Here is a 26334-nt window from a genome sequence, read left to right as displayed (position 1 = left end):
TCCCTCCCCCTTGAGGGGAGGGAATGAGGGAGGGGGGCGCTCCGTGGTGAACCGAAGGACCCCCACCCCGACCCTCCCCTCAAGGGGGAGGGAGGCCCTCTCCATCATCCGGTTATCACGCGCACTCCGCCTGCGGCTCCCTCGTCTTCCTGTCCTGGAGACGGAGTGGGCACGTATTGGGGGTAATCATGTCTGACGCCAAAGCTAACTTCACCCACTGGGCTACCCTGGCCCAAAAGGAACTGCGCGACACGCCTGTTGCGGCGCTTAACCGGGATTATGGCGGCACGCCGGTCAAGCCCGTGTATTTCGCCGAGGACGCGCCTCAAATGGACGAGGTGCCGGGCGCCGAGCCGTTTACGCGCGGCATTCGGGCGACCATGTATGCCAACCGGCCTTGGACGATCCGACAATATGCGGGCTTTTCCACCGCCCGGGAGTCCAACGAGTTTTACCGGCAGGCGCTGGAGCGCGGGCAAAAGGGGCTGTCGGTGGCGTTCGATCTCGCGACCCATCGCGGCTATGACAGCGATCATCCTCGCGTGATCGGCGATGTCGGCAAGGCGGGGGTGGCCATCGACAGCGTCGAGGACATGAAGACGCTTTTCAACGGCATTCCGCTCGATCAGATGAGCGTGTCGATGACCATGAATGGCGCGGTGATCCCGGTGCTGGCGATGTTTATCGTGGCGGCCGAAGAGCAGGGCGTGCCGCAGGAAAAACTCGAAGGGACCATCCAGAACGACATTCTCAAGGAGTTCATGGTCCGCAACACCTATATCTATCCGCCCGAGCCCTCCATGCGGATCGTGGGCGACATCATCGCCTATACCGCCCGGCACATGCCGCGCTTCAACTCGATCTCGATTTCGGGCTACCACATGCACGAGGCCGGGGCGACGGCGGTGCAGGAGCTCGCCTATACGCTGGCCGACGGCATCGAATATGTGCGGGCGGCGCAGGGGCGCGGGCTCGATATTGACGCCTTTGCCGGGCGGCTGAGCTTTTTCTTCGGCATCGGCATGAACTTCTTTCTCGAGATCGCCAAGCTCCGGGCGGCGCGCCAGCTCTGGAGCGAGATCATGACGGGGCTGGGGGCCAAGGACCCGCGCTCCAAGATGCTGCGCACCCATTGCCAGACGTCGGGCGTGTCGCTGACCGAGCAGGACCCGCACAACAATATCATCCGCACCACGATCGAGGCGCTGGCGGCCACGCTGGGCGGCACGCAATCGCTCCACACCAATTCCTTTGATGAAGCCATTGCCCTGCCGACCGAGTTTTCCAGCCGGATCGCGCGCAACACCCAGCTGATCCTCCAGCACGAAACCCGCATCACCGATGTGGTCGACCCGCTGGGCGGCTCGTTTTATATCGAGGCGCTGACGGCCGAACTCGTGGTCGGCGCCAAGGCGCTGATCGGGGAAGTGGAAGCCATGGACGGCATGACCGCGGCCGTACAAAGCGGTGGCCCCAAGCTCGCCATCGAAACGGCGGCCGCGCAGCGCCAGGCCCGCATTGACCGCGGCGAGGACGTGATCGTGGGCGTCAACCGCTTCCGGCTTGATGCCGAAGAGCCGCTCGCCACCCGCCAGATCGACAATGCCAAGGTTCGTGACGAACAGGTCGCGGCCCTGGAGCAGGTGCGCCGCACCCGTGACGAGGCCCTGTGCCAATCCATGCTCGCGGCCCTGCGGGAGATGGCGGCCATGGATGAAGGCAATCTGCTCGAGGCCGCCATTGCCGCGGCGCGCGCCCGCGCGACCCTCGGGGAAATCAGCGCTGCGCTGGAGGACGTGTTTGGCCGCCACTCCGCCACCAACCGGGTGATTTCAGGCATCTATGCCGCCAGCTACGAGGGCGACCCCGAATACAGCACCGTCGCCGAGCGCGTTTCTGCGTTCAAGGCGAGCCGGGGCCGGGCGCCCTCGCTGCTGGTGGCCAAGATGGGGCAGGACGGGCACGATCGCGGCGCCAAGATCATCGCTTCGGCTTTCGCCGATCTGGGCTTCGCGGTGCATCTGGGGCAATTGTTCCAGACGGCGCAGGAGGTGGCCGATGATGCCGCCAGGCTCGATGTCGATGCCGTTGGCGTATCGTCGCTGGCGGCCGGGCACCTGACGCTGGTGCCTGAATTGATTGCGGCCCTGCGCGAGCGGGCACTTGGCGACACCACCGTGATCGTGGGTGGCGTGATCCCGGAAGGGGATTACGCCTTCTTGCTGGATGCTGGCGTGGCGGCCATTTTTGGCCCCGGCACCAATGTGCTGTCCGCTGCCTTTGCCCTCCTGGACCAGATCGAGGGCCGGCTCAGCAACCGCTAACCGGTCAGTTCTTGTCGACGGGCCTCGAGCGCATGCGGGACACCGTTTCGCGCTCCGCCCGCTTGCCGCGCAGCGGCGGCAGGCCGCGATCGAGCAGCGCCATATCCTCGAGCACCATGTCGCCCATGCGCTTGAAGGCGATATCGAGGGCCCCCGCCCGATGCGCCGAGCGCAACAGTCCCTCAAGACTGCGGGCGGGATGATCGAGGGGCAGCGGCTCTTCGGGGAAGACATCGGTTGCCGCCCGGATATGACCGCTGCGCACCGCCTCCATCAGCGCCTCGAAATCCACCACGTCGGCGCGGCTGAGAAGGATGAACGCGGCACCCGGGCGCATGCTGTTGAAGGCCTCGGCGCCAAGGAACGCCTTGTTTTCCGAGGTTACGGCAGCGACGACGAACACGAAGTCGCTTTGCGTCAGCACGTCGTCGAGCGTCGCCGGCACGACGCCATGCTCTTCGAGCAGCGATGGTGGCAGCCACGGGTCGAACACGCGAACCCGGGCGCGAAAGCCGGCGAGGAGCCGGTTGAGCGTGCGGCCCAGATCGCCAAAGCCGATAATGCCGATCTCCGAGCCGCTCAGCAGCCGGGCGCTCCGGTTGCCGTCGCCACCCCAAAGCTCGGTGCCGGTGCCGAAGGCCGCATCATTGCCGCTGATCCCGCGCGCCAGATCGAGCGCCAGGCCGAGGCCCAGCTCCGCTACCGGCTCGGCAAACACCGCTCCGGTGGTGACCACATGGATGCCCCGCTCGAACAACGTGTCGTAGGGCATGTTGTTGATGAGATTGCTTTCGACATTAAAGACGCAGCGCAGATTGGTGAGCTGGTCGAGAACCGCCGGGGAGATGGGCGGCTGACCCAGAATATAACGCGCCGCGGCGAGACTTTCTCCGGGGACGGCATCGAGCGCGGTTGGCTCGATCTCGAGCACCCGATAGCGGGCCAACAGCGCGGCGCGCGCTTCGGGCGTGAAGATGAGATCGATGCTGCGGGGATGGGGCGCGCTGATGATGAGGGGTTTGGCGTGGGAGGGCATAGGGCACCATGGCGAGGCAAAGGCGTGCCGGGGCGCGCTCGCCGCCACGGTCACACCCGGTCTGCCGGTTGTTGAGAGAAAGGCAGGCGGCGGAACGCTCCGGGAGCGCCCCGCCACGGCGATCACTGGGCTGAACTATTGGCAGGCGCCGGGATCGGCCTGGGTGCACTTGTTGAATTCGAGATAGGTGAATTCTTCCACCGGCTCGCCTTCGATCAGCTTGATCATCAGGTCAGGGGCTTGGTGGCCCATCTCGAAGGGCTGCTGGGCCACATTGGCGTGCGAACGGCCTTGCTTGAACGCCTGGACCTGGGTGTCGAGCAAGTCGGAGGATACGATCACGATCTCCTTGGATTGGAGCTTGTCCATGATCGGGTCGGTGACCTGGGTATAGGCCTGCGGGCTGAACTGGGCCCAGCCGCCAACGAGGAAGAGGGCGTCGATATCGGGATTGGCGGTCAGCACGTCGGTGAGCTGGGTATTGGCCAGCGCCGAGTCGTCATTGGTGTAGACGGGGCAGCCTTCCACTTCGGTCCAGCCACCCTGGCCGGTGAGGCGGTCGGTGTTTTCGGCGCCCGCGAGCGTGTCGCGCGCGCCGGCGACGCGCTCATTGATGTTGGCCGCCGCCACATTGCCGAGCTGGAAGCAGACCGTGCCGCCCTCGGGCTTGAGCGCCATCAGCTCCTTGGCGATTTCCTCGCCCAGCAGATAATTGGAGTGCCCAATGAAGCCCTTGCGCAGCGATGCATCGGCTTCCAGCAGATCGGCATCGATGGTCATGATCGGGATCGTGGGGGCACGCTGTTTCAGCAAGTTCGCCATGGCGGGTGCATTGGAGGGCGAGATCGCCATCGCAGCCACCCCACGGGTCAGCAGATCGTCCACGATCTGGACCTCGCCCGCCTCATCCGATGACAGGGCCGGGCCGGTATAGGTGCAGATATATTCGGAATCCGGGTTTTCCTCGTTCCACAACTCGCAGCCCTGGTGCATCTCCTCGAAATAGGGATTGTCGAGGCCCTTGACGACGATGGCGAGTTCTTTCTTGTCCTGCGCCATGACCGGATTGCAGGCCATGACGAGGGCGCTGCCGGCGAGCAGCAGCCACAGTTTGGTGTTCATTGTCTCACTCCCATATTCTCAGCTCGGGCTCGTTGGCCCGCAACAATAAGCAGACACGGGCAACACGCCCGCTCCTCAGTCGGCTTCAATAAAGTCGGGGTCTTCAACTGGCTGAAAAGCCGCCAGCCTCCTCACAATACAATGCTTAGTACCCGCAAGCGCGAAGTCAACTGGCTAGTTCGAGCGGTTGTGCTTGGCTCAGCCGAGCAGGAGCATTGACGTGCCCGACTGGGCCAACCTAAGCTTGCCGGCAAAGGAGGCGGGCAAACCGCCGGGGCGAGGAGCGATGGCATGAGCGTGTTGGAGCTGGACCACGTGTCCAAGCACTATGGTGCGATCCAGGCCCTGAGTGATGTTTCCCTCACGCTCAATGCAGGGGAATGCGTGGGGCTGGTGGGCGACAATGGCGCGGGCAAGTCGACGCTGGTCAAGATCATCGCCGGTAACTTCCACCCGAGCAGCGGCGAAATCCGGATCGATGGGCAAAAGACCGATCTGCATAGCCCTAAGGACGCGCGCACCAAGGGAATCGAGATCGTCTACCAGGACCTGGCGCTGGCCGACAATCTGACCGCGGCCGCCAATATCTTCATGGGCCGCGAGCTCACCAATGGCTTTGGCATTCTCGATTATCGCGGCATGTACAGGCGGGCAGGGGAGCTGTTTGCCGAGCTGAAGTCCGAAACCCGGCCGCGCGATGTGGTGCGGCGTATGTCGGGCGGGCAGCGCCAGGCCGTGGCGATTGCGCGAACGCGGCTATCCAACCCCAAGATCGTGCTGATGGACGAGCCGACGGCGGCCATCAGCGTGCGCCAGGTGGCCGAAGTGCTCAACCTCATCCGGCGCCTCAAGGACCAGGGCATGGCCGTAGTGCTGATCAGCCACCGCATCCCCGATATTTTCGAAGTTTGCGACCGGCTGATCGTGCTGCGGCGGGGGCGTAAGGTTGGCGACAAGCGCGTCGCCGACTCCTCGCCCCAGGAGGTCACCGGCCTCATCACCGGCGCCATCGAACAGGTCTAGGGAGCAACAGAGATGGCCGCCGATTCATCCCTTTCGAGCGCGATCGACCAGCAAACCCATCGCGGTTTCCTGCCCTGGCTGCTTAGCCGGCAAGTGTTCTGGGTGGTGGTCGCTACCCTCGGGGCCTGCCTCTTCCTGTCGCTCTACACCTCGACTTTTGGCACGGCGCAGAACCTCTTTAACGTCACCCGCAATTTTGCGTTTGTCGGCATCATCGCGCTGGGCATGACGGCGGTGATCATGACGGGAGGGATCGATCTTTCGGTGGGCTCGACCGTGCTGGTCGCCGCCATTGTCACCAGCACGCTGATGGCCAGCGGGCTGCCATTGGGTATCGCCATGCCGGCAGCTTTGGGGGCAGCGCTGCTGATCGGCCTCGTCAACGGGGTCTTTGTCGCGGTTCTGGGCATGCCGCCTTTCGTGGTGACGCTGGGCATGATGTCGATCGCCCGCTCGCTGGGCATGGTGCTGTCCAACAACAAGCTGATCTACGAATTCGGGCCCGACCAGGGGCTGCTGTTTGCCATTGGCGGCGGCTCGGTGGTGTTCTTTGGGCTCCCCGTGCCCAATCCGCTGCTGGTGATGATTGCCCTGGCGCTGGTCACCGGCTTTGCCTTTCGCTGGACCAAATGGGGCCGCCATGTGCTGGCCATCGGCGGCAATGAACATGCCGCTGTTCTCACCGGCATTCCGGTCCGCGCCGTCAAGGTTTCGGTTTATATGTTCGCCGCCTTCACCGCGGGCCTCACGGGCTTTCTCGAAGTGGGCTGGCTCGGCGGCGTCAGCACCGGGCTGGGCACCGGCATGGAGCTGACGGTGATCGCTGCCGCGGTGATCGGGGGCGCCAATCTTTCGGGCGGCAGCGGCTCGGCGCTCGGGGCGGTGATGGGCGCGGCACTGATCGAGGTGATCCGCAACAGCCTGATCCTCCTGGGGATCAGCACGTTCTGGCAGGGCACCTTTGTGGGCTCGGCCATCGTGCTCGCCGTCGCCTTCAACAAGCTGCGCGACAAGGACACCAGCGAGTAGCGGGGCAGGGAAGCCCCTAACTCTCGAGGATCTTGCGCGCGATCGCGGCGGCTTGCACCCGGATATCGGGCACGGCCTCGATCTCGAAGAACCGCCCGCGCGTCAGCGGACCGAGCGCCAGCAGGTGCCGCGAGGGCTGCCCTTCGGCATTGACCACAAAGCAGTCGGGGCTGACATCAAGCCCGATATGGAGCGGATCCGGACGGGCGGCGCCGCTTGCTACCAGGTCCCGGATCACCGGATTGGAGCTCGAAAGCACATCGACGCTCACCCCGCCGCAATCATAGACCCGGGCGATATCGAGCGTTTCGCGCTCCTGCGTGCCCCGGCGGCGGATGGTGGCACGGACCCCTTCTGGAGCGCGGTCGATGCCGACAAACTCGGCCGCGACGAGGCTCACCTGACCCTCGGTGACCGCTTCCTCGAGACGCTGATGCAGCTCAGGTGGCAGCCGGTGGCGGTGAATGTTCCACCACGGCCGCAAATGGCGCAGCGCCTGGCGACGCGTGTGATCGGACCAGCTCTGCCAGATGCGCTGGTTATAAGGGCGAAGGCCATCAACGACGCTGCGCCAGTCGCCACCATTCGCTTCGGTCTGCGCCACAAGGCCCCGGAACCAGCCCATGAATTCGGGCAGGGACGCGCCAAAGGGCACATCGGCCTCCGCGATGCTGAGCGGGGGAATATCGCTGTGCCCCTTGGGCAGCAGCCCATTGCGCGACACGACGAGCGTTGGGCCGCGATGCTCGGCTTTCGCTAGGGACAGCCAGGCATCTACCATGGAAAGACCCGAGCCCAGGATCATCACCGGCGCATCTGGATCAAGCGGCGTATCGGCCTCCGAACCGACGCGCACGGCAATGCCGCGTCCCCGGGCCGGCTGGGTTTCGTGACCCACCGCCAGCACGGCAAAGCGGCTGGTAATGCTCGACCCATTGGCGAGCAGCGTTTCCACCTCGTGGCGCCCTTCGGTGAGGCGCACAACTTCTTCGCTCTGCACCACGAGCCGCCCCGGCCGCGCGCGAGCGGCTTCCGCCAGCACATCCTCAAGATAGGCGCCATAAAGCCGACGCGGCACGAACACCCAGGAGCCGCTCTCGGTGGGGTAGTTCCTCGCCTGCAGCCAGCGCCAGAAATGGTCGGGATCATCGGCAAAGGCGCTCATGCCGCGGGCCGGCACATTGACCTTGTGGTCGCGCTGGGTCGCGGAATAAGCGACGCCTTGCCCAACCTGTCCCCGGCGCTCCAAAAGGGTCACGCGGATATCGGCGGCCGGATCGCGCAGCAAATGGGCGGCCAGCAACACGCCGCTGGCACCCCCGCCGATGATAGTCACTGCCAGCTCTCTGTTGCTCATCGAGAGCCTCCCTAACTATGCCCGGCTATGGACCTGTAGCCTCTAGCGACCCAAGCGCGCACAGACAAGCCACGCAGGGATGCTGCCGAGGGGAACGTCCATTGAAGCATCGACGTTGCCACCTCACTGTTCCCGAGGGGCCTTCTGACATTAACCTCAAGAGCTCTAAACCTCAGGGCCATACGACCAAAGCATAGCTTTTCACGCCGCGCGGCAACTGGTCTCAAGAAGCTGCGCTTGCGCAGCGGCAACACCAGAGGTGTTTTGCCATGCCCTGGCTGCGCGTGCATGTTAACGGCGGAACGGCTCGCCCGAACTGCTGCCGAAAAGGAAACCACCCATGGCCGACGACAACACCACGAGCCTGCGCGACGCCGCGCTGCATTTCCACGAATATCCCAAGCCCGGCAAGCTCGAGATCGTGGCGACCAAGCCCCTCGCCAACACCCGTGATCTGTCGCTGGCCTATTCCCCTGGGGTCGCGATCCCTTGCGAGGAAATCGCTGCCGACCCGCAAGCCGCCTACAAATACACCTCCAAGGGCAATCTGGTTGCCGTGATTTCCAACGGCACCGCCGTGCTGGGCCTAGGCAATATCGGCGCGCTGGCCTCCAAGCCGGTGATGGAAGGCAAGGCGGTGCTGTTCAAGAAGTTCGCCGGCATCGATTCCATCGATCTGGAGGTCAACGAGCAGGACCCCAAGCGTTTCATCGAGATCGTGGCCCCGCTCGAGCCCAGCTTTGGCGGCATCAATCTCGAGGACATCAAGGCCCCCGAGTGCTTCGAGATCGAGGAAGCGCTGCGCGAGCGCATGAACATCCCCGTGTTCCATGACGACCAGCACGGTACCGCCATCATCGTGGCCGCCGCCGTGATCAACGCCATGCGCCTTGTGGGCAAGGACATCGCCAAGGCCAAGATCGTGACCTCTGGCGCGGGCGCTGCCGCCATTGCCTGCATGAACATGCTGATCGCCGTTGGTGCCAAGCGCGAAAACATCTGGATCGCCGACAGCAAGGGCCTCGTCACCCGCAAGCGCGACAACTCCGTCGATCGCTGGCGCGGTGCCTTCGCGCAGGATACCGACAAGACCGAGCTCAGCGAAGTCATGGCCGGGGCCGATATCTATGTCGGCCTGTCCAAGGCCGGCGCGCTCAAGCCCGAAATGATGCGCGACATGGCGCCCAATCCGCTGATCCTGGCGCTATCCAACCCCATCCCCGAGATCATGCCCGAACTCGCCCGCGAAGCGCGGCCGGACGCGATGATCTGCACCGGGCGTTCGGATTATCCCAACCAGGTCAACAATGTCCTCTGCTTCCCGTTCCTGTTCCGCGGGGCGCTCGATTGCGGCGCGACCGTCATCAATGAGGCGATGAAGGCAGCCGCGGCCGAAGCCATTGCCCAGCTTGCCCATGAGCCGGGTCTCGAGGCGAGCAGCCATGGCGTGCCCGCCATCTTTGGGCCGGACTATCTCATTCCCAATCCCTTCGATCAGCGCTTGATCCTGCGCATCGCCCCCGCTGTCGCCAAGGCGGCGATGGACACCGGCGTCGCCCAGCGCCCCATCGAGGACTGGGCCGCTTATCGCGATACGCTGCATCGCTTTGTGTATCGCTCGGGCCTCGTCATGAAGCCCATGATCGAGCGGGCGCAGGAAAGCCTCAAGCGCATCGCCTTTGCCGATGGCGAGGACGAGCGCGTGCTGCGCGCCACCCAGGTGCTGCTGGAAGACAAGATGGGCCGCGCGATCCTGATCGGCCGCCCTTCGGTGATCGAGCAGCGCATCGCCCGCTTCGGCCTGACGCTGCAGGCCGGGCGCGATTTTGACGTCATCAACCCCGAGGACGATCCGCGCTATCGCGACTATGTGGACCTGTTCCACTCGCTGGTGGGCCGCAAGGGCGTTACCCCCGACACGGCCCGCACCATTGTGCGCACCAACACCACCGTCATTGGCGCCTTGGCCGTCAAGCGCGGCGAAGCCGATGCGCTGATCTGCGGATTGCAGGGGCGCTTCATCAAGCATGCGCGTGATATCCAGTCGATCATTGGCCTCGCGCCGCAGTCGCGCCAGCTTTCGGCGCTTTCCATGCTGGTAATGAGCCGCGGCGTGTTTTTCCTCGCCGACACCTATGTCAACATCGATCCCAGCGCCGACGAGATCGTGGCCATCACGCTGCAGGCGCGCGACCACCTCAAGCGCTTCAATATCGAGGCGCGGGCGGCGCTGCTGAGCTATTCCAATTTTGGCTCGCGCGACGGCGCCACGAGCCTCAAGATGCGCGAAGTGTTCGAAAAGCTGCAAGAGGTCGCGCCTGACCTCGTGGTCGATGGCGAAATGCAGGGGGATCTGGCGATCAACGAAAACCTGCGCGAGCGCTATGTCCCGAACTCGCTGCTGCGCGGCGAAGCCAATCTGCTGATCTTCCCCAATCTGGAAGCGGCCAACCTTTCCATGACCCTGCTCAAGGAACTCAACAACGCCCTCCCGATCGGTCCCATCCTCATGGGCACCAACCAACCCGCCCACATCCTCGCCCCCTCGGTGACGAGCCGCGGCATCGTGAACATGGCCGCAGTCGCGGCCAGCGAAGTGGGGGTGGGGTAGGGGGCTCCGAAACCGAGTCAGCGTCGGCTAGGAAGCATCGTGCTTTGCCGGCGCGCTTCGACAAACCCATACAGCGCCGCGGTCGCCCGCTCGGTGACCTCGGCAATCACCCGATCCGAACTCAGTTGCGGCTCGGCCCGGGCAACCGCCGAGAGCCGCGCCGCCGCAAGCTGCGTGAACAGCCTGTTCGGCACTGCGAGGGCCGGGTGGTCCCGCAAGATAGTGGCGCGGCCGTCATAGTACCTCCTGCCCTGCGTAAGCTTAACCGCAACCTCCAGCAGACTGCTGGGCAAGAGCTCCTGCCAGCGGACCCGCGTACTCAGGGCCTCTGACCAGTCCAGCCATTTGGCGTGGTGCTGGGGATGGATGGGTCTCACCGCGCTCCACGGCGTTCGTAGCGCGTCGGCGACAATGGCACCGTGCATGGCTTCGGTAATGAGGCGTTCGAGCCCAGCGATGCCGGCGAGGGTCTGCTGAACCGGGGCGGTTGGGTCAATGAACTTGACCCCGGCCAAGGCGCAGGCCTCCTGCCAGTAGCCCCGGCTCACACTTTCGAAGTGCGGCATGAAGCCGACGCCGGACCGGAAGGATTGCTGCAGCGGGTAAACGTTGCGCAGCAAGACGGCGCTGTCGCAGATGGCGAGCTGGACGGGCAATCCGAGCAGTTGTGCCGTTCTCGGCCCTCTCACGAAAACCGGGGTCCAGCTGCCATCGTGCAGATCGGGTAGGGCGCTATAGCCGCCAAAGCCTGAGCCCATGATGAACTTGTGCGCAGTGGCAGGCAGAAAATCCCAGATGATCGAACCAATTCCGAGGAAGAGCTCGCTTTCATCCTCGTCGAGAAACCCGCCCGGCAAAAGCCTGGGCCATAAATATGTGTTCAGCTCATCTCCGAAATTGGGCGTTTCCCCGCGATAGTAAGTAAGCTTCACGGCATGCTTCTCCGCTTCGAGAGCATATGCCAGATTGCGCGAAGTTGCCGGTGCGCCAGCAACCACATCACGCTGCCGTACACGAAGGCGCCTGTCGCAACAGCCACTGTAACTCGCGCTAGAGGTGTGCTGAATGGCCAGAAGGTGAGCATCCAATAAACTGACGCTGCCATTGCCAGCGTCGCCAGGAAGGGCACCCGAAAACTCCAGAGATACTGGCGCATCGGCATGTTCAGAATGCGCGCCACCATGTGCACCGAAGGTAGCCACATCAGATAGGTCTGAATAGCCAAGCCGATGCTCAGTTCGGCAACGCCGTAGCGGTAAAGCAGGATGATGCAAATTCCGGTCGCAAGCTGGCGGCCCACCAGATAGTAGAGCCAAAGATTAGCGTTGCCATTGCTGTTCATCAGTGAGGCTTGCAGCACGCCGATACAGGCCAGAAGCCCAATTGCGCAAAAGGCCTGTAGGACGGACACCGCCTCCGTCCAGTGCGAGCCAAAAAAGAGCGGCACCAAATCGCCCGCAATGAGCGCCACGCCCGTAAACACCGGGAACGACACCAAGGCAGATAGGAACGTTGCGGTCAGGAAAGCCTTGCGCCGCAACTCCGCCTCCCCCTGCATGGTGGACAACAGGGAGAACGAGACCGCGTTCAACGGTCCGGCCATGACGTCGCTCAGCAATTGGAAGATTCGCCGCGAAAAGCCGAACAGACCAAGCGCATAGGGACCAAGCAGGCTCCCGATCAGCAATTGATCAAGATTGATCGAGTTGATCAGGTTGGCCCCAGTGGCGAAGCCGCCAAACCTCGATAGCTCTCGAAAGGCGGCTTGCTCGAACGAAAAGCGGGGCAGCCACCGGACGCTGACCAGCGAACCTATCGCGGCAGCCGCTGACGAAGCAAGCTGGGACAATGCCAGTGCCCAGAGCCCATAACCCGCAAACAACACGGCAAGGCAAACCGCGGCACCCGCAAGCGAGGCCAGCACGGTGCGCACGGCCAGCTTGTGGAACGACATGGTTCGAACGAGCAAGGCGTTGGGCACGATGGCGAGAAGATCGAGCACGATCTTGCTGCCGAGAACCGGCATCAGCGCGGCGAGCAGTGGCTGCCCCATGGCGTCCGCCAGCGGCCAAGCGAGCACGCACACTAGGCCATAAAGGAGGGCTGCCAGCCCGGCGCAGAGCCAAAAGACGGCGTTCAGATGCGCTGTATTGATGTTGGTGCGCTGGACGAGTGCTTGCCCGAAGCCAGCAGGGGCCACAGCGCCAACCAAGGCGACAATCGTGCTGGCGAGAGCAACGATACCAAAATCATCGGGACCAAGGGCGCGCGAGGTCGCCAGGAACACGCCGGCACTGATCAGGCCGGGCATCAAACTGCTGAAAACGGACCATAATACGCCCGCAACAGCCCTCTGGCTGCGGGAGCCTCCAACATGTTGGCCTATCTGAGTATCATAGGCCATCAGGACCAGTTTTCCGGCCGAGCTTGCGGCGCCACAATGCGGCGCAACGTTACCAATTGGCAGTGTCGCGGCGCGCCGTGGCCACGGCGGCAAAAATCAGCAAGGTGAAGCGCCTTTTACGATCGGGCAAAATACTCGCTCCGCAGTTTGGGGGTGAGGAGGCGAAGGCGGGTGAGGGAGCGCAACTGCGGGAAAAGCCTCTGTCGACGCGGCAGGAACTGGCGCCATATCGCGCTCGATGCGCTGACGGCATTGTCATGCCCTACTCGGTAGATGGCTCCGGGGAATGGTAGTGGTGCGAGGGGAGTGCCGGCTTGGGCGAGACGCCGCTTGGCAAATTTGTGGCTGCCGAACCACTGGCGCAGATAGGTTTCGTCGGCGGCTTCCAGCGTGGGCGGCAGCACCAGCCGATCGGCATGGATGATCAGGGACGTGCCGCACAGCTCGTCAAAGCCTGACCCCAGCCGCATCAGGGTTGATGAGCCGTCATAAAGATAGCCGCTATCTACAAACCAGCCTGGCTGGGCAGGGTGAGCTTCGGCGAAGGCGGCGAGGCGATTGCTGACCAGATCATCATAGTCGACTGTCATCACATAATCGTCTGGAGCGATGGAAAGAATGCCCGCAAGCACCCGGCGGCCTTTGTCTGCCCGGATCGCCTCGAACCGCTGCTCCAGATTGGCGAGGGGCGGCAACGGCGCCGGTGTGGGCAGATCGAGGCGATGCACTTCGATCTTGCCGGGCAAGTGCGGCAGGGGAGAATGGCGGCTCGCCACGACAATGCATCGCCAGCTCGAGCTGGTTTGTGCCGCGATCGAGGCTGCGGTAGCCTGCAGATTGCGCATGGCTGCAGGCCAGTCGGCCACACCGGCATGGTCGCGAATTGGGATGACGAAGCTCAGAGCTGGCATATGCTGGCCGGGGTTACAAAGCCGGGTGCCCGCACCCGTTTCCCGGTTTTAGCAGGCGCATTGCCACCAACTCAGCGCACAACTACTTACGCAATGCCCACCTTATGTATCGGGAGGGCTGCCCCTCCAGCTATCCCACCCGCCATCCATGCGTGAACACCTCGAAGCCATCGTCTCGCGCCACGCCGAGGAGGGTGATGTTGGCGGCTTGGGCGGTTTGGATGGCGAGGGTGGTGGGGGCGGAGATGGCGAGGAGGATGCCAGTGCCGAGCACGGCAGCTTTTTGCACGAGTTCCACCGAAATGCGGCTGGTGAGGAGGAGGGTCGCGTTCGTAGCGGGGAGGTGCTGGCGGCGGGCGGCGCCGGCGAGTTTATCGAGGGCGTTGTGGCGGCCGACGTCTTCGCGCAGCGCCAGGAGCCCCGCAGAGGGCTGCCAGAGCGCGGCGGCATGCACGGCGTGGGTGAGGGCGTTGAGTGACTGGGCGGGCCGGAGCGCTGCTACCGCCGCCATGATCTGGTCGGGTGACAGGGTGAGTTCGCTCGTCACCCGCGGCGTGGTGCGCAGCGCCTGTTCGAGGCTCTCGATGCCGCATAACCCGCACCCAGTGGGGCCGGCCATGGCGCGGCGGCGGGCGGCGAGGGCGCGCGCCCGTTCTTCGGCGACCCAGAGGCGTGCTTCCATCCCCGCGGCGTGCTCGACGATTTCGAAGCGCTCGATTTCGCCGAACTCGGCAATCATCCCCTCGGTTAGCGCGAAGCCGATCGCGAAGTCTTCGAGATCGGCCGGCGTCGCCATCATCACGGCATAGGTCGAGCCATTGACCACCACGGCCACGGCCGCTTCAGTGGCAATGTCGCGCCCGGCCGGGTCAAACTGCCCGGCCCAGCGCTGATGCTGCACAAACTGATGGGTCGGGATCACGCCGGCACGATCCGCACCGGCACCGACTTGGCGGCCGGCACATGGCTTTGCTCGGCGTGCTGGTAGACCGGGATTAGCACATTGCATTCGGGATAATAGCCGCCGCAGCTGCCTTTGGGCATGTCGTATTTGATGGCGCGCAGCCCGCCGAGACGACGTGGCACGCCATCATCGGCCACCGTTTCGAGGGCGACAGTGCTGCCATCGGCAATGCCGAAGCGCGCCATGTCCTCGCCATTGAGGAACAGCACGTCGCGGGTGCCTTCCACGCCGCGGAAGCGGTCGTGATAGCCATAAACGGTGGTGTTGAACTGGTCATTGCTGCGCAAGGTGATGAGGCGCAGCACATCGGGATCCTTGCCATCATCAAAGCTGCCGCCCAGAGCCGAGGGCACCTTGAAATTGGCCTTGCCCGTATTGGTTTTCCATTGGCGGTGGCTGGCGGCAATCGGGCGGCGGAAGCCTTCGGGCTTTTTGATGCGCTGGTTGAAGTCCTTGAACATTTCGGGCCAGGTGCGCTCGATGGCGTCGCGCACGAGGCTATAATCGCCCACCCACTGGTCCCAGGGGACATTGGGATTGGGGGGCAGGGTGGCCTTGGCGATCTCGGCCACGATGCGCGGCTCCGACAGCAGATCGGGGCTGGCGGGCTCGTTGATGGCGCGTGACTGGTGGATCACGGCGGTGGAATCCTCCACCGTCACCACCTGCTTGCCGGTGGCCTGCCGGTCATATTCGATCCGCCCAAGGCAGGGCAGCAGGAACGCCGTCTTGCCGCAGAACAGCTGGCCGCGATTGAGCTTGGTGGCGACTTGCACGGTCAGGCGCATCTTGGGCCAGTGCTCTTCCATCGGCCCATGATCGGGCACGGCGCGCAGGAAATTGCCGCCAAGCCCAATAAAGGCTTCGATCGTGCCATTGATGATGCCCTCGCAGGCTTCCACCGTGGTCGTGCCTTTTTCTCGCGGCGCCTTGAACTGGTAGAGTTCCTCCATCCGGTCGAGCGGCACGAGTTCGGGTTTTTCAGCGATCCCGACCGTGCGCTGGCCCTGCACATTGGAATGGCCGCGCACCGGGCAGATGCCGGCGCCGGGCCGGCCGATATTGCCGCGCAGCAGCGCCAGATTGACCAGCATCTGCACCGCTTCGACCCCCAGCTTATGCTGGGTGATGCCCATGCCATAAACCACCATGGCGGCCGGGGCGGCGGCATAGATGGCGGCAGCGCGCTCGATCTGGGCGCGGGTGAGCCCCGTTTCGCGCTCGAGATCAGCCCAATCCTGCGCTTCGGCAAAGGCGCGGAACTCCTCCATGCCATGGGTGTGTTCGGCAATAAAGGCGTGGTCGAGCACCGGATGGCGCTGTTCCGCCTGCGCCTTGGCATCGGCCTCGAACAGCCATTTGCACATGCCGATCACCACCGAAATATCGCCGCCCGGGCGCACCTGGTAGTATTCGCGGCTGATGCGGGTTTCGTGCTGCGTCAGCATCTGCACCGGGTTCTGCGGATTGACGAACCGCTCGAGCCCGCGCTCCTTGAGCGGGTTGAAGCTGACAATGGTCGCGCCGCGGTCGCTGGCTTCCTGCAACTGGTGCAGCATGCGCGGGCTGTTGGAGCCCACATTCTGGCCGAAAAAGAATAGGGCATCGGCGGATTTGAAATCGTCCAGCACCACCGTTCCCACCGGCACCCCGATGCTTTCGGCCAAGCCCACCGAAGTGGATTCGTGGCACATATTGGAGCTGTCGGGCAGGTTGTTGTTGCCATAAAGGCGCGCCAGCAGCTGATACATATAGGAGGTTTCAAGCGACGCCCGGCCAGATGCATAGAACACCGTGCGCTTGGGATCGCTGTCGCGAATGGCGGCCAGCTCGCGCCCGATGCTGGCAAAGGCTTCGGTCCAGTCCACGGCTTCGTATTTATCGGTCTGGGCGTTGTAGCGCAGCGGCGTCGTTAGCCGGCCGATGGCCTCGAGGTCATGGTCGGGCCAGGTCTTGAGCTCGCTCACCGTGTGTTCGGCAAAGAAACTGGGCGTCACCCGCTTGCGCGTCAGCTCCCAGGCGGTCGCCTTGGCGCCGTTTTCGCAGAACTCGGCGGGATGGGATGGCACCGGCTTGGCCCAGGCGCAGCTGACACAGGCAAAGCCCTCGGGCTTGTTCTGCTTGCGCAGCGCCAGGGGGCCCGTCGCCAGAATGCCTTCGCTGTCGAGATATTTACTGACGGACTTGATTGAACCCCAGCCGCCAGCCGGTCCGCTATAGGGCGCGATGGTGATTTTTCTGGCCATGAGACGCTCGCTTTCATCGACAGCTTGGTTAAGTTCAAACACCCCCGACGCTAACCGGTTGCGGCGCGAGCGGAAAGACTGCCCGCAACGGAAAATCGGCTTTCTCCCTTGCGCCGATCAAGAATAGAAGCCAACAAGTGCAGTCACTTGGCGCAGTTGATTGATTCAATTCTGGAGCTTGGCCACTGTCCGACAAGCAAACACAACTGGGTGACGCCTCCGTCCGAGTGGCTCGGAAGGCCGATATTGTCGTGATTGGGGCCGGGCAGGCGGGTTTGTCTGCCGCCTATCACCTGCGCCAGCGCGGCATTGTCGCGGGCCGCGGCTTTGTCGTGCTCGACAGTGCCGAGGCCCCAGGAGGCGCCTGGCAGTTCCGCTGGCCCTCGTTGACCCTGAGCACGGTCAATCGCGTCCATGATCTGCCGGGGCTGGCTTTTGGCGACGCGATCGCGCTGGATGATCCGCAGGTGCAGGCCCGGGTGGCGGTGCCGCAATATTTCGCTGAATATGAACGCAGGTTCGAGCTGCCGGTGCTGCGGCCGGTCAGCGCGCGCTGCGTGGTCAGCCGTGGCGAGCGGCTGCGGATCGAAACGGACCGGGGCGTGTTCTCGGCCCGGGGCATCATCAACGCCACCGGCACCTGGACGGCGCCCTTCGTGCCGCATTATCCGGGGGCCGAGACGTTCGGCGGCGAGCAATTGCACACCGCCGACTATCAGGGGGCCGAGCACTTCCGCGGCAAGCATGTCGTCGTGGTCGGCGGCGGCATTTCGGCAATCCAACTGCTGGACGAAATCTCGCAAGTGACCACGACGCTTTGGGTAACCCGGCGTGAGCCGCAGTTCCGCACCGGACCCTTCGACATCGAAGCCGGCCGGGCCGCCGTCGCTATGGTGGAGCAACGCGTGCGGGCCGGCCTGCCGCCGCTTTCGGTCGTGTCGGTCACGGGGCTGCCCGAAACGCCAGCGATATCAGCGATGCGGGCGCGTGGCGTGTTGCAGCGCCGTCCGATGTTCAGCGAGATCACCGAAACCGGCGTGCGCTGGAGCGATGGAAGGCAAGAGCGGGCCGATGTCATCCTCTGGTGCACCGGCTTTCGCTCGTCGCTAGATCATCTTGCCCCCCTCGACTTGCGCGAAGAGGGCGGTGGCATCCGCATGGGCGGGCGGCTGGCCACCCAGGTCTTGTGGGATCCGCGGGTTCATCTGGTCGGCTACGGCCCGTCGGCGTCCACCATCGGCGCCAACCGCGCGGGCGCCGCGGCCGCGGCCGAATTAATCGCGACGCTTGGCCTCGGCAAAGCCATGGGCTAGCGCCCGCGCAGGCGGCCGATCAAGAGGGTAATCATCTCCATGCCCTGGGGCGTGAAGCTGACCGAATTGTCTTCGCGCGTGGCCAGGCCCAGCTCTTCGAGTTCGGCAACGGCCTTTGGATCGGCGTGGTGGCCCTTGCCGTCATCCGCGATCACTTTGGTGACGGGATCGCCGCTTTCGAGCTGGTGATAAATGGCAAAGGCGAATACTGCGAGGGCCGCATCGCTCAGGGTGTCGGGCGTGGTCATGGCTTGATCCTTGCTGGCGTGGAACGCGCCCGGGCGCGCTCCCGCGTGATCCGAGCTAGCTAGTTCTTGGGTTTTTCTTCGGTGGGGCGCTGATAGGTGCCCACCACTTCGCCCTTGGCCAGCACATGGCCTTCCATCGCCGCCAGCACGTCCTCGCGTTTGGCCCCCAGTTCCACCGGCAACTCGGCCAGATCGAGCGCAAAGACCTGGAAATGGTAGTTGTGGGCGGGATCCTCGAGCGGCGGGCGGGGGCCGTAATAGCCGGTCTGGCCGCGGCTATTGCTGCCCTGCTTGGCCCCTTCGGGGTCCTGCAGCACCGGATCGGTGTTGATGCCCTCGCGCAGGGTCGTGACGTCAGCGGGGATGTCGAAAAGCACCCAGTGCACGAAGGGCTTGGGCTCGTCGGCATCGGGATCATCCATGATCACGGCGAAGGACTTTGTGCCTTCGGGCGCCTCGTCCCAGGAGAGGGCCGGGGAGGCATTATGCCCTTCGGCGGCATGGGCGATGGGGATCGCACCATTATCCGCAAAGCTCGAGCTGCTGACAGCAAGCGTGCCATCGGCCTCCACGAGATTGATCGCGGTGTCGGAAGGCGCGGGTGTTTCGACCAGATTGGGCGTGCTGGACGCGGCAGCCGCATCGCTGCCTGCCCCATCCTCGCCCTCATAGCTGATGCGGTAGAGGATGCCGTTGAAATCATCGGCCAGCAGCAGCGAGCCATCGATATCCTCGGTCAATCCGGCAAGCCGGGCGAGGAAGTCATAGCTTTGATCATCGTTCTCGATCAGCCAACCAGTGGCAAAGGAGGTCCAGTCCTTGGGCTCGCCGTCCTCGAAATCGACCCGGGTGATTTCATAGCCGCTCGGCGGGCGGCGGTTCCAGGAGCCGCGCATGGCGATAAAGGCGTCGCCGCGATATTCCTCAGGGAAGGCCTCGCCCTCGTAAAAGGTCATCTGCATGGGCGCGGCATGGGCCGTATAGCCGAGCAGCGGTTCCTCGCTGGCCTCGGCCCATTCCTCGAGCGTAATGCCCTCGGGCGGATTGTCCTGCGGGTTGAAGTTGGAGAAGTCGTAGATGTAGGGCCAGCCATATTGCTTGCCCTGCTCGACGAGGTTGAACTCTTCCTTTTGCTCCTCGTCGCCCAGCCAGTCGGTGCCGTGATCGGCGCCGTAAAGCTTGCCCGTGCCGGGCTCCCAGCCAAAGCCGATCGTATTGCGCAGACCCGAAGCAAAGATGGTGCGGGTCTTGCCATCAGGGGTCGCGCGCAGAATTGTGGCGCTTTCCGGGTTGGACTCGTCACAAGCATTGCAGGTCGAGCCTACAGTTATATAGAGCATCCCGTCCGGGCCGATCGCCAGGGTGCGGTTGGGGTGCTGGCCGGCATCGGGCAGATCGTCGATGATCCGCGTCAGTTCGCCAAAGCTGCCATCGTCCTGGATCGGAGCGGTAAAAACTTCCGTCGCGGTCGCGAGATAGGCGGTATCGCCATCAATGAAGATGCCATGCATGCCGGGGCGGCCAGCAAGCTTGGCGAAATCCTCGAACTTACCGTCGCCATCCGCATCGATCAGCCGAATGATGTCGCTTTCCTGGCGGCGGGTGGCATAAACATGCCCGTCCTCGTGCACCGCCAGCATGCGGGTATTGCCGAGATCCCGGCCCACCACCTCGACGGTGAAACCCTCGGGCACCGTGATCTTCCCGGCTAGCTCGGCGTCGTCTTCAATCTCGACCGGGCTGGGCTCGAGGATCGACCCCTCGATAGTCACATCGGAATATTGTCCAACAGTGCCCTGCGGCTGGGCGGCGGCCGGAGTGGCCAAGGCCAGCAACACGGTTGCGGAGGTGGCGAGGGCGGAAGAAGCTCGGGTCATCGGGGTTTCGTTCCTGAGGGGTTTGGTTAATCCAACTCCTCAGGCCCGGTTCCCGATCCCCGCCAGCAAGAATTTGCTGGCACCAGAGGCATAAGAGAAGGCAGGCGGGCGCCCGATAGGGCGCCAACCTGGGTTAAGCGCCGGGCTTCATCACCACCTTGATGCAGCCATCTTCTTTGTCCCGGAACTTGCGATAAAGCTCGGGCCCTTCCGATAGATCGGCCTGGTGGGTGATCACGAAGGTCGGATCGATTTTGCGGTCCACCACCAGCTGCAGCAGCGGCGCCAGATAGCGATGGGTGTGGGTCTGCCCCGTCTTGAGGGTGAGACCCTTGTTCATGAAGGCGCCCATGGGCACTTTGTCGAGCATGCCGATATAAACGCCGGGCATCGAGATGGTGCCGCCCTTCCGGCAACACATGATGGCCTCGCGCAGCACATGTGCCCGGTCGGTGCCGAGACCCACCTTCTGCTTGACGTTGTCGATCACCGAATCCGGTGCGCCGCTCGCATGGGCCTCGGTGCCCACGCAATCGATCACCCGGTCCGGGCCGCGCCCATTGGTCATCTGGAACAGCACGTCATAGGGGCTGGCGTCGTCGAAATTGATGGTTTCGGCCTTGCCATGCACCTCGGCCATCTTGAGCCGCTCGGGGACATTGTCGATGGCGATGACGCGGCCCGCACCCATCAGCCACGCGCTCTGGATGGCGAACTGCCCGACAGGGCCGCAGCCCCAGATGGCGACCGTGTCGCCCGGCTCAATCTCGGCATTTTCCGCGGCCATATAGCCCGTGGGGAAAATGTCGCTGAGGAACAGCACCTGTTCGTCGGTGAGTTCCTCAGGCACCTTGATCGGGCCGACATCGGCAAAGGGCACGCGCAGATATTCGGCCTGCCCGCCGGCATAGCCGCCCAGCATGTGCGAATAGCCAAACAGGCCCGAGGGCGAATAGCCCATCGCGGCGCGAGCGATCGCCGCATTGGGATTGGAGCGATCGCACAGAGAGAACATCTGGTTCTGGCAGAACCAGCACTGCCCGCAGGCAATGTTGAAGGGCACGACGACGCGGTCGCCGACCTTGAGCTTGGTGTTGTCCTTGCCGACCTCCACCACTTCGCCCATGGTTTCGTGGCCGAGCACGTCCCCTGACTCCATCGTGGGCATGAACCCATCATAAAGATGCAAATCCGAGCCGCAGATCGCGCAGGAGGTCACCTTGATGATGGCGTCCTGGCCATGGACGATCTTGGGGTCATCGACGGTATCGTAGCGAACATCGCCTTTGCCGTGCCAGCACAACGCTTTCATTGGGTTCTCCAGGGTTGGTGCGGCCAGCGCCAGTCGCGCCTTCCGCAGGAATAAGCCTCGGAACCGAGCCGATGCTCGTTCCCGCTGGCCTTTGCTGCGTGGTTAACGCGCGCTCGCCGTGATCCGATCCAGTCCCGGCAACACCTTGGTGCCAAATGCCTCGATAAACTCCGCCTGGTTGCGCCCAACCTGGTGCAGATGCACTGCGGTCGCCCCCAATTCGCCGTAAGCCTCGATAGCGGCGCGGTGCCGCCCAAGATCGGCCGACACGAACACTGCTTTGGCGATGTCTTCGCGTCGCACAAAGCGCGTGGCCGCATCAAAGTCACTGGGCCGGCGCAGATCCCAGTTGACCTCGCCGCCAATGGCATTGGCCGACCATTGATCCAGCGCCTGCTCGAACGCCTCGTCCTCGGTCGTCGCCCAGCACAGCGCGTGCTGGATATGAACGGGCTTGTTCGCACCGCCATTGTCGCGGAAGGCCTCAATAGTCGGACGGATCTCCTCGACATCGCCGCCGGTGATCAACAAACCATCAGCCCATTCGGCAACAAACGCTGCGGTCTTGGGGGTAATGGCGGCGCCAAACAGCGGCACCGGCTGGGCGGGGCGGGAATAAAGCTTGGCCTCCACCACTGTGACCCTGCCGCGATGGGTGACGGTTTCCCCGGCAAACAGCGCCCGGATGACCGCGGCACACTCGGCCAGCACGGCATTGCGCTCGGGTTTGTCGGGCCAATAGGTGCCGGTGATCGATTCATTGAGCGCTTCCCCGCTGCCGAGAGCCAGCCAGAACCGGTTGGGAAACATTTCCCCCAGCGTTGCCGCGGCCTGCGCGACGATGGCCGGGTGATAGCGATATCCCGGGGCCGAAATGGAGCCGATCGGAAAATCGGTCACTGCCATGGCGGCCCCCAGCCACGACCAAGCAAAGCCCGAGTGACCCTGCCGCTCGCTCCAGGGATGAATATGGTCCGACGATTTGGCGCAGGAAAAACCCGCTTCTTGCGCCTGCTGCACCAGCTTGAGCAGGCTCGAGGGAGCAAACTGTTCGTGGGAAGCGTGGTAGCCGATCTGCATGGATTATCCCTCGCGTCGCCATTGATCGAGCACGTCCTGCGTGGTGCAGGCCGTCAGCTGGATGCCAAAGCGGCTGTCATAGATGGAAAGCATTGCGGCGTGAGTTTCGGCCGCCGAGCTGCACACCGCATCCTTGGGCAACACGACGTGGTATCCCAGATCGATCGCGCCCATCAGGGTGGACAGCACGCACACCTCGGTTTCGCCGCCGGTAATCACCAGCGTGTCGACCCCTTTGGCTTGCAACTGCTGGTGCAGCGCGCCTGACCACCAGGGTGAATAAACCGGTTTGTCGATCACTGCGGCCGGCGGAACAAAGCGCTGCAGCGAGGGGACCAGGTCCACCATCTCAGGCGCCATTTGCTCGCGCAGCATATTGGGCCAGGCCTCGTAATATTCTTGCCAGCTCCCCTGCGCGTCTTCAGCCCGTTCCGGCGGCACAAAGCGGGTGAATACCGTCCGCGCCGCGTGAGGCTCGGTCAGTGCCTCGATCGCGGGCAGCACGCCGGCAAGCGTTTCGACATGCCAGTCGGTCTCCTCCGCGAACATGCGTTGCATGTCCACGCAGAGATGCACACAATTGGTGAAATTCATGGTTGATCCGCACAAGTAAGTGCCGCGTCAACGCCACCCCATGGCGATTGTTCCCGGACGGAACACACCTCCACCCCCGGCATTATCGTTGCAAACGGAGACGGCAAATGGCCAAAGACGCACCCACCACCGACCAGTTGCGCCAGGAAATCGACAGCGGAGCGACCGGGGAGAAAATCGGCTTCCCCGATCCCGCCGCGGCCCCGCTCGGGACCGATGCTGAAGCAGGTGGAAGTCCCCCAACCGCCTCGGAGCGCAAGCTGGACGCCGCCAACCGGCCGAAATACCGCCCGGGACCCAAGATGCCGGGCACTGCGCTTTATGCGATCTTTGTAGCGATCGGTGCGGCCGTGGTGGTCGGCGCCACGCTGCTTGGCACCATGGGCTGAGCCTTAGGCGTCGCGTTCGCCTTCAATCCCGCGCGCGAGGTTGTAAACCTCGCGCGAATTAAGGTCCGTGTCGGAAACATCGCCAATCGGTTCCCGATTTCGGTCGGCCGCGATCTCGCCCCATGCCGGGTTCCAAAGCAGATCGTCCTGCAGCACCACGACGACTTCGGCAAAGCCATGCAACTGCCGGGCTGCCTCGGCAGCGGCAAAGGCGCTCGCGACATCGTCATGTTGTGCTTCGTCGCCGTCCACATCGCCGCTAGCTGGCCACCAGACCGCAGCAAATGGACGCCCATCCGGACCCGCTTCGATCCCGATCGTTACCGCATTGCCGGCGTCTTCCCCAACAGCGATCCGCCGATAAGAGCCTTGTTCGCCCGCCATCTCGCCCACCCTATTGTTGATCGTTGTAGCGCGGCTTGGTCATCCCCACGGTACGAGCCAGTTCGGTGAAGTCAGCCGTCTCGGGAGACTCAAGGGCAGTCTGCAACAAACGGATGGGGAAACACACGGCATCGCGCTCGGCTGGAGACAGGCTGTTCATCCGCTCGGCACCCATGGCCATGGCTTCGGTCTTGCGGAACGCCAGGTCGAGCTGCTCGGTGCTGACAACGCCGGCATCGATCAGGGCGCGGTTCACCGCGGCAAGCGCCAGGTAAAGCCCTTCGAGCTGTAGATTGGCCGTATTCAATTTCCCCTCCATGCTAGACACAAAAAACCGGCGGCAGAGCGTGGCTCCGGCCGCCGGCGCATAAAACTACAGGCGCGTCGTCGTGGTGGTGCCGCGCTCGGCGATCACTTCGTCCGTGGACATGGCCCGGAAGAACGGCACCAATTGGTAAAGTGCCGAAAGGCCGACAAGCACGTAAACGATACGGGCGATTGCCCCGTCCTGGCCGCCAAACAGTTGTGCCACCAGATCGACCTGGAAGGCGCCAACCAACAGCCAGTTGATGCCGCCGATGATGATTAACAGTAGAGTAATCAGATTGAGAGCCTTCATAAGTGCCTCCTGGGCAAGTTATGAACAAACAAGCTCGCCCGGACCCTTTGGGTTCCGTAAAACCGCGCAGCTCTTTAGTATTACGCTAAATACGGGGCGTGATGGCTTTGTCAGCCCATCGACATGTAAAAGATCGTCCCCGCAACAACGATAAAGACGATTACCGCCACCACGATGCGCACAATGCTGCCGCGTGGGTCCTCGCCCAATACGGCGCGTTCCGCCGGGCCACGTCCGCGGTCGGTCACGGTCGCCGAAGTCTCGGACTGCGGCTGGTCGCTGGGGGTCCCGTCCTGTTCCATTTCAACTCCCATGTTGCTGCTACTGCAACCGCCGTGGGCCTAGGCAGTTCCACTCTGCATTGGGAAACCAGCCTCACCGGGTCCCGATAACGTGCGTTAACTGGGAGAACAGCGATGAGCAGCAGTAAAGTGACTACCGGCGCCAACGACCGTCCCAAGGACGAAACCATTGCCCAGACCGGCGCAGGCCTTCCTGACGATACCTCCTTGCCGGTCGATGTCAGCGACGAGGACGTGGAACGCGCTCGTCAGAAACTGACTGAGGGAACGCCCTTTGCCTCGGGCGGTCAGAAAACACGGGGCGCCTAGTCGCCCACTGCTCTGCCTTGACCATCCGCAGCACAAAGGAACCACCATGGCTGTTCAGATCCCCCTGAGCCAGGACGCTCGAGCCGACGAAACCAAGCAGGACGAGCATTTGCGCGAACTGGCGCCCGATCTAGCTTACCTGCGCATCGTCATGGTCAATGTGGTGTTCATCGGCGCCCCGACTGGACCCTGGGTGCTGGTGGATAGCGGGCTGCCCGGCTCGCGCAACAAGATCCTGGACGCCGCAGAGTCGCGCTTTGGCGCCGTGCCGCCTTCGGCCATCATCCAGACCCACGGCCATTTCGATCATGTCGGAGTGCTGGAAGATCTGGCCCGGCACTGGAATGTGCCCGTATACGCCCATGCCCTCGAAGCACCGTTCCTTTCCGGGCAAGAGGCCTATCCACCGCCAGATGCGGCAGCCGATGGCGGCATCATGCCCAAGCTGGCACCGCTGTTCCCGCGCGATCCCGTCAATGTCAGTCAGTGGCTGCAGCTCCTGCCGCCCAGTGGCGCTATTCCAATGCTGCCCGATTGGCGCTGGCTGCATACTCCAGGGCACACGCAAGGCCACATCTCGCTTTGGCGCGAGGCGGACCGGACCTTGATCGCCGGCGACGCCATCATCACCACCGGGCAGGAATCCGCCTATGAAGTCATGGTGCAGGAGCCCGAAATGCACGGGCCACCGCGTTACTTCACCCCGGACTGGATCGCGGCGGAACAATCGGTGCGCCTCCTGGCGGCGCTTGAGCCCGAGCTCGTGGTCACCGGGCACGGCCGCGCCATGAGCGGTTCTGAAACGCGAGCGGCCTTGCATCAGCTTGCCGAGAACTTCCGGGAAATTGCCGTACCGCGCAGCCAGAAATAGGCTGCGCGG

The 26334-nt window shown here is 63.6% G+C and carries 25 protein-coding genes; 8 read left to right on the top strand and 17 right to left on the bottom strand.

The annotated features are described in order from the left end of the window. Window positions 1-188: 188 nt before the first annotated feature. Window positions 189-2324, top strand: a complete 2136-nt coding sequence (gene scpA / locus AC3YOG_RS10930; protein ID WP_489935075.1) for a methylmalonyl-CoA mutase — start codon at window positions 189-191, stop codon at window positions 2322-2324. 4 nt (window positions 2325-2328) lie between these two features. Here the strand turns inward: scpA and AC3YOG_RS10925 are convergent, their stop codons facing one another. Together AC3YOG_RS10925 and AC3YOG_RS10920 are read right to left on the bottom strand one after the other, a co-directional pair. Continuing rightward, complete coding sequence (locus AC3YOG_RS10925; RefSeq protein WP_489935074.1) at window positions 2329-3360, bottom strand: hydroxyacid dehydrogenase; 1032 nt, start codon at window positions 3358-3360, stop codon at window positions 2329-2331. Window positions 3361-3495: 135 nt separating this feature from the next. Next, window positions 3496-4482, bottom strand: coding sequence for a substrate-binding domain-containing protein (locus tag AC3YOG_RS10920; RefSeq protein WP_127752474.1), 987 nt, complete (start codon window positions 4480-4482; stop codon window positions 3496-3498). Window positions 4483-4773: 291 nt separating this feature from the next. Between AC3YOG_RS10920 and AC3YOG_RS10915 the strand changes: the two genes are divergently transcribed. Further along, the gene (locus tag AC3YOG_RS10915; protein WP_172122859.1) at window positions 4774-5505 is read left to right on the top strand and encodes an ATP-binding cassette domain-containing protein; all 732 of its coding nucleotides are present in this window, start codon (window positions 4774-4776) and stop codon (window positions 5503-5505) included. Window positions 5506-5517: 12 nt separating this feature from the next. Then, window positions 5518-6534, top strand: coding sequence for an ABC transporter permease (locus tag AC3YOG_RS10910; RefSeq protein WP_127752476.1), 1017 nt, complete (start codon window positions 5518-5520; stop codon window positions 6532-6534). Window positions 6535-6550: 16 nt separating this feature from the next. On the opposite strand, the gene AC3YOG_RS10905 is transcribed toward AC3YOG_RS10910, so the two are convergent. Next, a complete protein-coding gene (locus AC3YOG_RS10905; protein ID WP_489935073.1) occupies window positions 6551-7891 on the bottom strand; it encodes an FAD/NAD(P)-binding protein in 1341 nt (446 codons plus the stop codon). A gap of 340 nt (window positions 7892-8231) precedes the next feature. Here AC3YOG_RS10905 and AC3YOG_RS10900 point away from each other — a divergent pair, with 340 nt between their 5' ends. After that, window positions 8232-10502: an NADP-dependent malic enzyme gene (locus AC3YOG_RS10900; RefSeq protein WP_489935072.1), complete on the top strand. Its 2271-nt coding sequence runs from the start codon at window positions 8232-8234 to the stop codon at window positions 10500-10502. 17 nt (window positions 10503-10519) lie between these two features. Here AC3YOG_RS10900 and AC3YOG_RS10895 read toward each other — a convergent pair whose 3' ends face one another. From AC3YOG_RS10895 to AC3YOG_RS10875, 5 genes are all read right to left on the bottom strand, one after another. Then, window positions 10520-11434, bottom strand: coding sequence for a polysaccharide pyruvyl transferase family protein (locus AC3YOG_RS10895; RefSeq protein WP_489935071.1), 915 nt, complete (start codon window positions 11432-11434; stop codon window positions 10520-10522). Further along, window positions 11431-12906 carry a lipopolysaccharide biosynthesis protein gene (locus AC3YOG_RS10890; protein WP_489935070.1) on the bottom strand — a complete coding sequence of 492 codons (1476 nt, stop codon included), beginning with the start codon at window positions 12904-12906 and terminating at the stop codon, window positions 11431-11433. Before AC3YOG_RS10890 ends, AC3YOG_RS10895 begins: the two co-directional genes overlap by 4 nt. Before the next feature lie 116 nt (window positions 12907-13022). Then, on the bottom strand, window positions 13023-13817 hold the full coding sequence (locus AC3YOG_RS10885) for a galactosyl transferase (RefSeq protein WP_489935069.1): 795 nt from the start codon (window positions 13815-13817) through the stop codon (window positions 13023-13025). A 130-nt stretch (window positions 13818-13947) separates the two neighbouring features. Continuing rightward, window positions 13948-14739, bottom strand: a complete 792-nt coding sequence (gene fdhD, locus AC3YOG_RS10880) for a formate dehydrogenase accessory sulfurtransferase FdhD (RefSeq protein WP_489935068.1) — start codon at window positions 14737-14739, stop codon at window positions 13948-13950. Beyond that, window positions 14736-17027: an FdhF/YdeP family oxidoreductase gene (locus tag AC3YOG_RS10875; protein WP_489935067.1), complete on the bottom strand. Its 2292-nt coding sequence runs from the start codon at window positions 17025-17027 to the stop codon at window positions 14736-14738. Before AC3YOG_RS10875 ends, fdhD begins: the two co-directional genes overlap by 4 nt. A 227-nt stretch (window positions 17028-17254) precedes the next feature. Between AC3YOG_RS10875 and AC3YOG_RS10870 the strand changes: the two genes are divergently transcribed. Beyond that, window positions 17255-18340, top strand: a complete 1086-nt coding sequence (locus tag AC3YOG_RS10870) for an NAD(P)-binding domain-containing protein (protein ID WP_489935066.1) — start codon at window positions 17255-17257, stop codon at window positions 18338-18340. On the opposite strand, the gene AC3YOG_RS10865 is transcribed toward AC3YOG_RS10870, so the two are convergent. The 5 genes from AC3YOG_RS10865 to AC3YOG_RS10845 all read right to left on the bottom strand — a co-directional run bounded on the left by AC3YOG_RS10865 (window position 18337) and on the right by AC3YOG_RS10845 (window position 23451). Continuing rightward, window positions 18337-18588, bottom strand: coding sequence for a helix-turn-helix domain-containing protein (locus AC3YOG_RS10865; RefSeq protein WP_489935065.1), 252 nt, complete (start codon window positions 18586-18588; stop codon window positions 18337-18339). The two genes, AC3YOG_RS10870 and AC3YOG_RS10865, sit on opposite strands and share 4 nt — an antisense overlap. 59 nt (window positions 18589-18647) lie before the next feature. Beyond that, complete coding sequence (locus tag AC3YOG_RS10860; protein ID WP_489935064.1) at window positions 18648-20465, bottom strand: YbhB/YbcL family Raf kinase inhibitor-like protein; 1818 nt, start codon at window positions 20463-20465, stop codon at window positions 18648-18650. 133 nt (window positions 20466-20598) lie between these two features. Beyond that, the gene (locus tag AC3YOG_RS10855) at window positions 20599-21777 is read right to left on the bottom strand and encodes a zinc-dependent alcohol dehydrogenase (protein WP_489935063.1); all 1179 of its coding nucleotides are present in this window, start codon (window positions 21775-21777) and stop codon (window positions 20599-20601) included. Window positions 21778-21879: 102 nt separating this feature from the next. Further along, the gene (locus AC3YOG_RS10850; RefSeq protein WP_489935062.1) at window positions 21880-22857 is read right to left on the bottom strand and encodes a TIGR03885 family FMN-dependent LLM class oxidoreductase; all 978 of its coding nucleotides are present in this window, start codon (window positions 22855-22857) and stop codon (window positions 21880-21882) included. Between the two features lie 3 nt (window positions 22858-22860). Beyond that, on the bottom strand, window positions 22861-23451 hold the full coding sequence (locus tag AC3YOG_RS10845; RefSeq protein WP_489935061.1) for a cysteine hydrolase family protein: 591 nt from the start codon (window positions 23449-23451) through the stop codon (window positions 22861-22863). A gap of 107 nt (window positions 23452-23558) precedes the next feature. On the opposite strand from AC3YOG_RS10845, the gene AC3YOG_RS10840 reads away from it, so the two are divergent. Continuing rightward, window positions 23559-23840: a hypothetical protein gene (locus tag AC3YOG_RS10840; RefSeq protein WP_489935060.1), complete on the top strand. Its 282-nt coding sequence runs from the start codon at window positions 23559-23561 to the stop codon at window positions 23838-23840. A gap of 3 nt (window positions 23841-23843) precedes the next feature. Here AC3YOG_RS10840 and AC3YOG_RS10835 read toward each other — a convergent pair whose 3' ends face one another. The 4 genes from AC3YOG_RS10835 to AC3YOG_RS10820 form a co-directional block, all read right to left on the bottom strand. After that, on the bottom strand, window positions 23844-24224 hold the full coding sequence (locus tag AC3YOG_RS10835) for a hypothetical protein (protein WP_489935059.1): 381 nt from the start codon (window positions 24222-24224) through the stop codon (window positions 23844-23846). A gap of 10 nt (window positions 24225-24234) precedes the next feature. Then, a complete protein-coding gene (locus tag AC3YOG_RS10830; protein ID WP_127752491.1) occupies window positions 24235-24531 on the bottom strand; it encodes a hypothetical protein in 297 nt (98 codons plus the stop codon). A 66-nt stretch (window positions 24532-24597) separates the two neighbouring features. Next, complete coding sequence (locus tag AC3YOG_RS10825) at window positions 24598-24843, bottom strand: DUF378 domain-containing protein (RefSeq protein ID WP_489935058.1); 246 nt, start codon at window positions 24841-24843, stop codon at window positions 24598-24600. Window positions 24844-24953: 110 nt separating this feature from the next. Then, complete coding sequence (locus tag AC3YOG_RS10820; protein ID WP_127752493.1) at window positions 24954-25145, bottom strand: hypothetical protein; 192 nt, start codon at window positions 25143-25145, stop codon at window positions 24954-24956. A 114-nt stretch (window positions 25146-25259) separates the two neighbouring features. Here AC3YOG_RS10820 and AC3YOG_RS10815 point away from each other — a divergent pair, with 114 nt between their 5' ends. Together AC3YOG_RS10815 and AC3YOG_RS10810 are read left to right on the top strand one after the other, a co-directional pair. Then, on the top strand, window positions 25260-25454 hold the full coding sequence (locus AC3YOG_RS10815; protein ID WP_489935057.1) for a hypothetical protein: 195 nt from the start codon (window positions 25260-25262) through the stop codon (window positions 25452-25454). Between the two features lie 46 nt (window positions 25455-25500). Next, the gene (locus AC3YOG_RS10810) at window positions 25501-26325 is read left to right on the top strand and encodes an MBL fold metallo-hydrolase (RefSeq protein ID WP_489935056.1); all 825 of its coding nucleotides are present in this window, start codon (window positions 25501-25503) and stop codon (window positions 26323-26325) included. The last annotated feature ends 9 nt before the right edge of the window (window positions 26326-26334 follow it).

This window comes from Devosia sp. Z6_126 (assembly GCF_058133495.1).
This window is presented reverse-complemented; position numbering and strand designations above follow the sequence as displayed.

Excerpts from the sequence above, each read along its gene's own strand:
- AC3YOG_RS10855 (WP_489935063.1), bottom strand. The coding sequence starts at position 21,777 with ATGAAAGCGTTGTGCTGGCACGGCAAAGGCGATGTTCGCTACGATACC.
- AC3YOG_RS10900 (WP_489935072.1), top strand. The coding sequence starts at position 8,232 with ATGGCCGACGACAACACCACGAGCCTGCGCGACGCCGCGCTGCATTTC.
- AC3YOG_RS10835 (WP_489935059.1), bottom strand. The coding sequence starts at position 24,224 with ATGGCGGGCGAACAAGGCTCTTATCGGCGGATCGCTGTTGGGGAAGAC.
- AC3YOG_RS10915 (WP_172122859.1), top strand. The coding sequence starts at position 4,774 with ATGAGCGTGTTGGAGCTGGACCACGTGTCCAAGCACTATGGTGCGATC.
- AC3YOG_RS10905 (WP_489935073.1), bottom strand. The coding sequence starts at position 7,891 with ATGAGCAACAGAGAGCTGGCAGTGACTATCATCGGCGGGGGTGCCAGC.
- AC3YOG_RS10820 (WP_127752493.1), bottom strand. The coding sequence starts at position 25,145 with ATGGAACAGGACGGGACCCCCAGCGACCAGCCGCAGTCCGAGACTTCG.
- scpA (WP_489935075.1), top strand. The coding sequence starts at position 189 with ATGTCTGACGCCAAAGCTAACTTCACCCACTGGGCTACCCTGGCCCAA.
- AC3YOG_RS10840 (WP_489935060.1), top strand. The coding sequence starts at position 23,559 with ATGGCCAAAGACGCACCCACCACCGACCAGTTGCGCCAGGAAATCGAC.
- AC3YOG_RS10845 (WP_489935061.1), bottom strand. The coding sequence starts at position 23,451 with ATGAATTTCACCAATTGTGTGCATCTCTGCGTGGACATGCAACGCATG.
- AC3YOG_RS10920 (WP_127752474.1), bottom strand. The coding sequence starts at position 4,482 with ATGAACACCAAACTGTGGCTGCTGCTCGCCGGCAGCGCCCTCGTCATG.
- AC3YOG_RS10910 (WP_127752476.1), top strand. The coding sequence starts at position 5,518 with ATGGCCGCCGATTCATCCCTTTCGAGCGCGATCGACCAGCAAACCCAT.
- AC3YOG_RS10825 (WP_489935058.1), bottom strand. The coding sequence starts at position 24,843 with ATGAAGGCTCTCAATCTGATTACTCTACTGTTAATCATCATCGGCGGC.
- AC3YOG_RS10875 (WP_489935067.1), bottom strand. The coding sequence starts at position 17,027 with ATGGCCAGAAAAATCACCATCGCGCCCTATAGCGGACCGGCTGGCGGC.
- AC3YOG_RS10810 (WP_489935056.1), top strand. The coding sequence starts at position 25,501 with ATGGCTGTTCAGATCCCCCTGAGCCAGGACGCTCGAGCCGACGAAACC.
- AC3YOG_RS10815 (WP_489935057.1), top strand. The coding sequence starts at position 25,260 with ATGAGCAGCAGTAAAGTGACTACCGGCGCCAACGACCGTCCCAAGGAC.
- AC3YOG_RS10890 (WP_489935070.1), bottom strand. The coding sequence starts at position 12,906 with ATGGCCTATGATACTCAGATAGGCCAACATGTTGGAGGCTCCCGCAGC.
- AC3YOG_RS10850 (WP_489935062.1), bottom strand. The coding sequence starts at position 22,857 with ATGCAGATCGGCTACCACGCTTCCCACGAACAGTTTGCTCCCTCGAGC.
- AC3YOG_RS10925 (WP_489935074.1), bottom strand. The coding sequence starts at position 3,360 with ATGCCCTCCCACGCCAAACCCCTCATCATCAGCGCGCCCCATCCCCGC.
- AC3YOG_RS10885 (WP_489935069.1), bottom strand. The coding sequence starts at position 13,817 with ATGCCAGCTCTGAGCTTCGTCATCCCAATTCGCGACCATGCCGGTGTG.
- AC3YOG_RS10865 (WP_489935065.1), bottom strand. The coding sequence starts at position 18,588 with ATGACCACGCCCGACACCCTGAGCGATGCGGCCCTCGCAGTATTCGCC.
- AC3YOG_RS10860 (WP_489935064.1), bottom strand. The coding sequence starts at position 20,465 with ATGACCCGAGCTTCTTCCGCCCTCGCCACCTCCGCAACCGTGTTGCTG.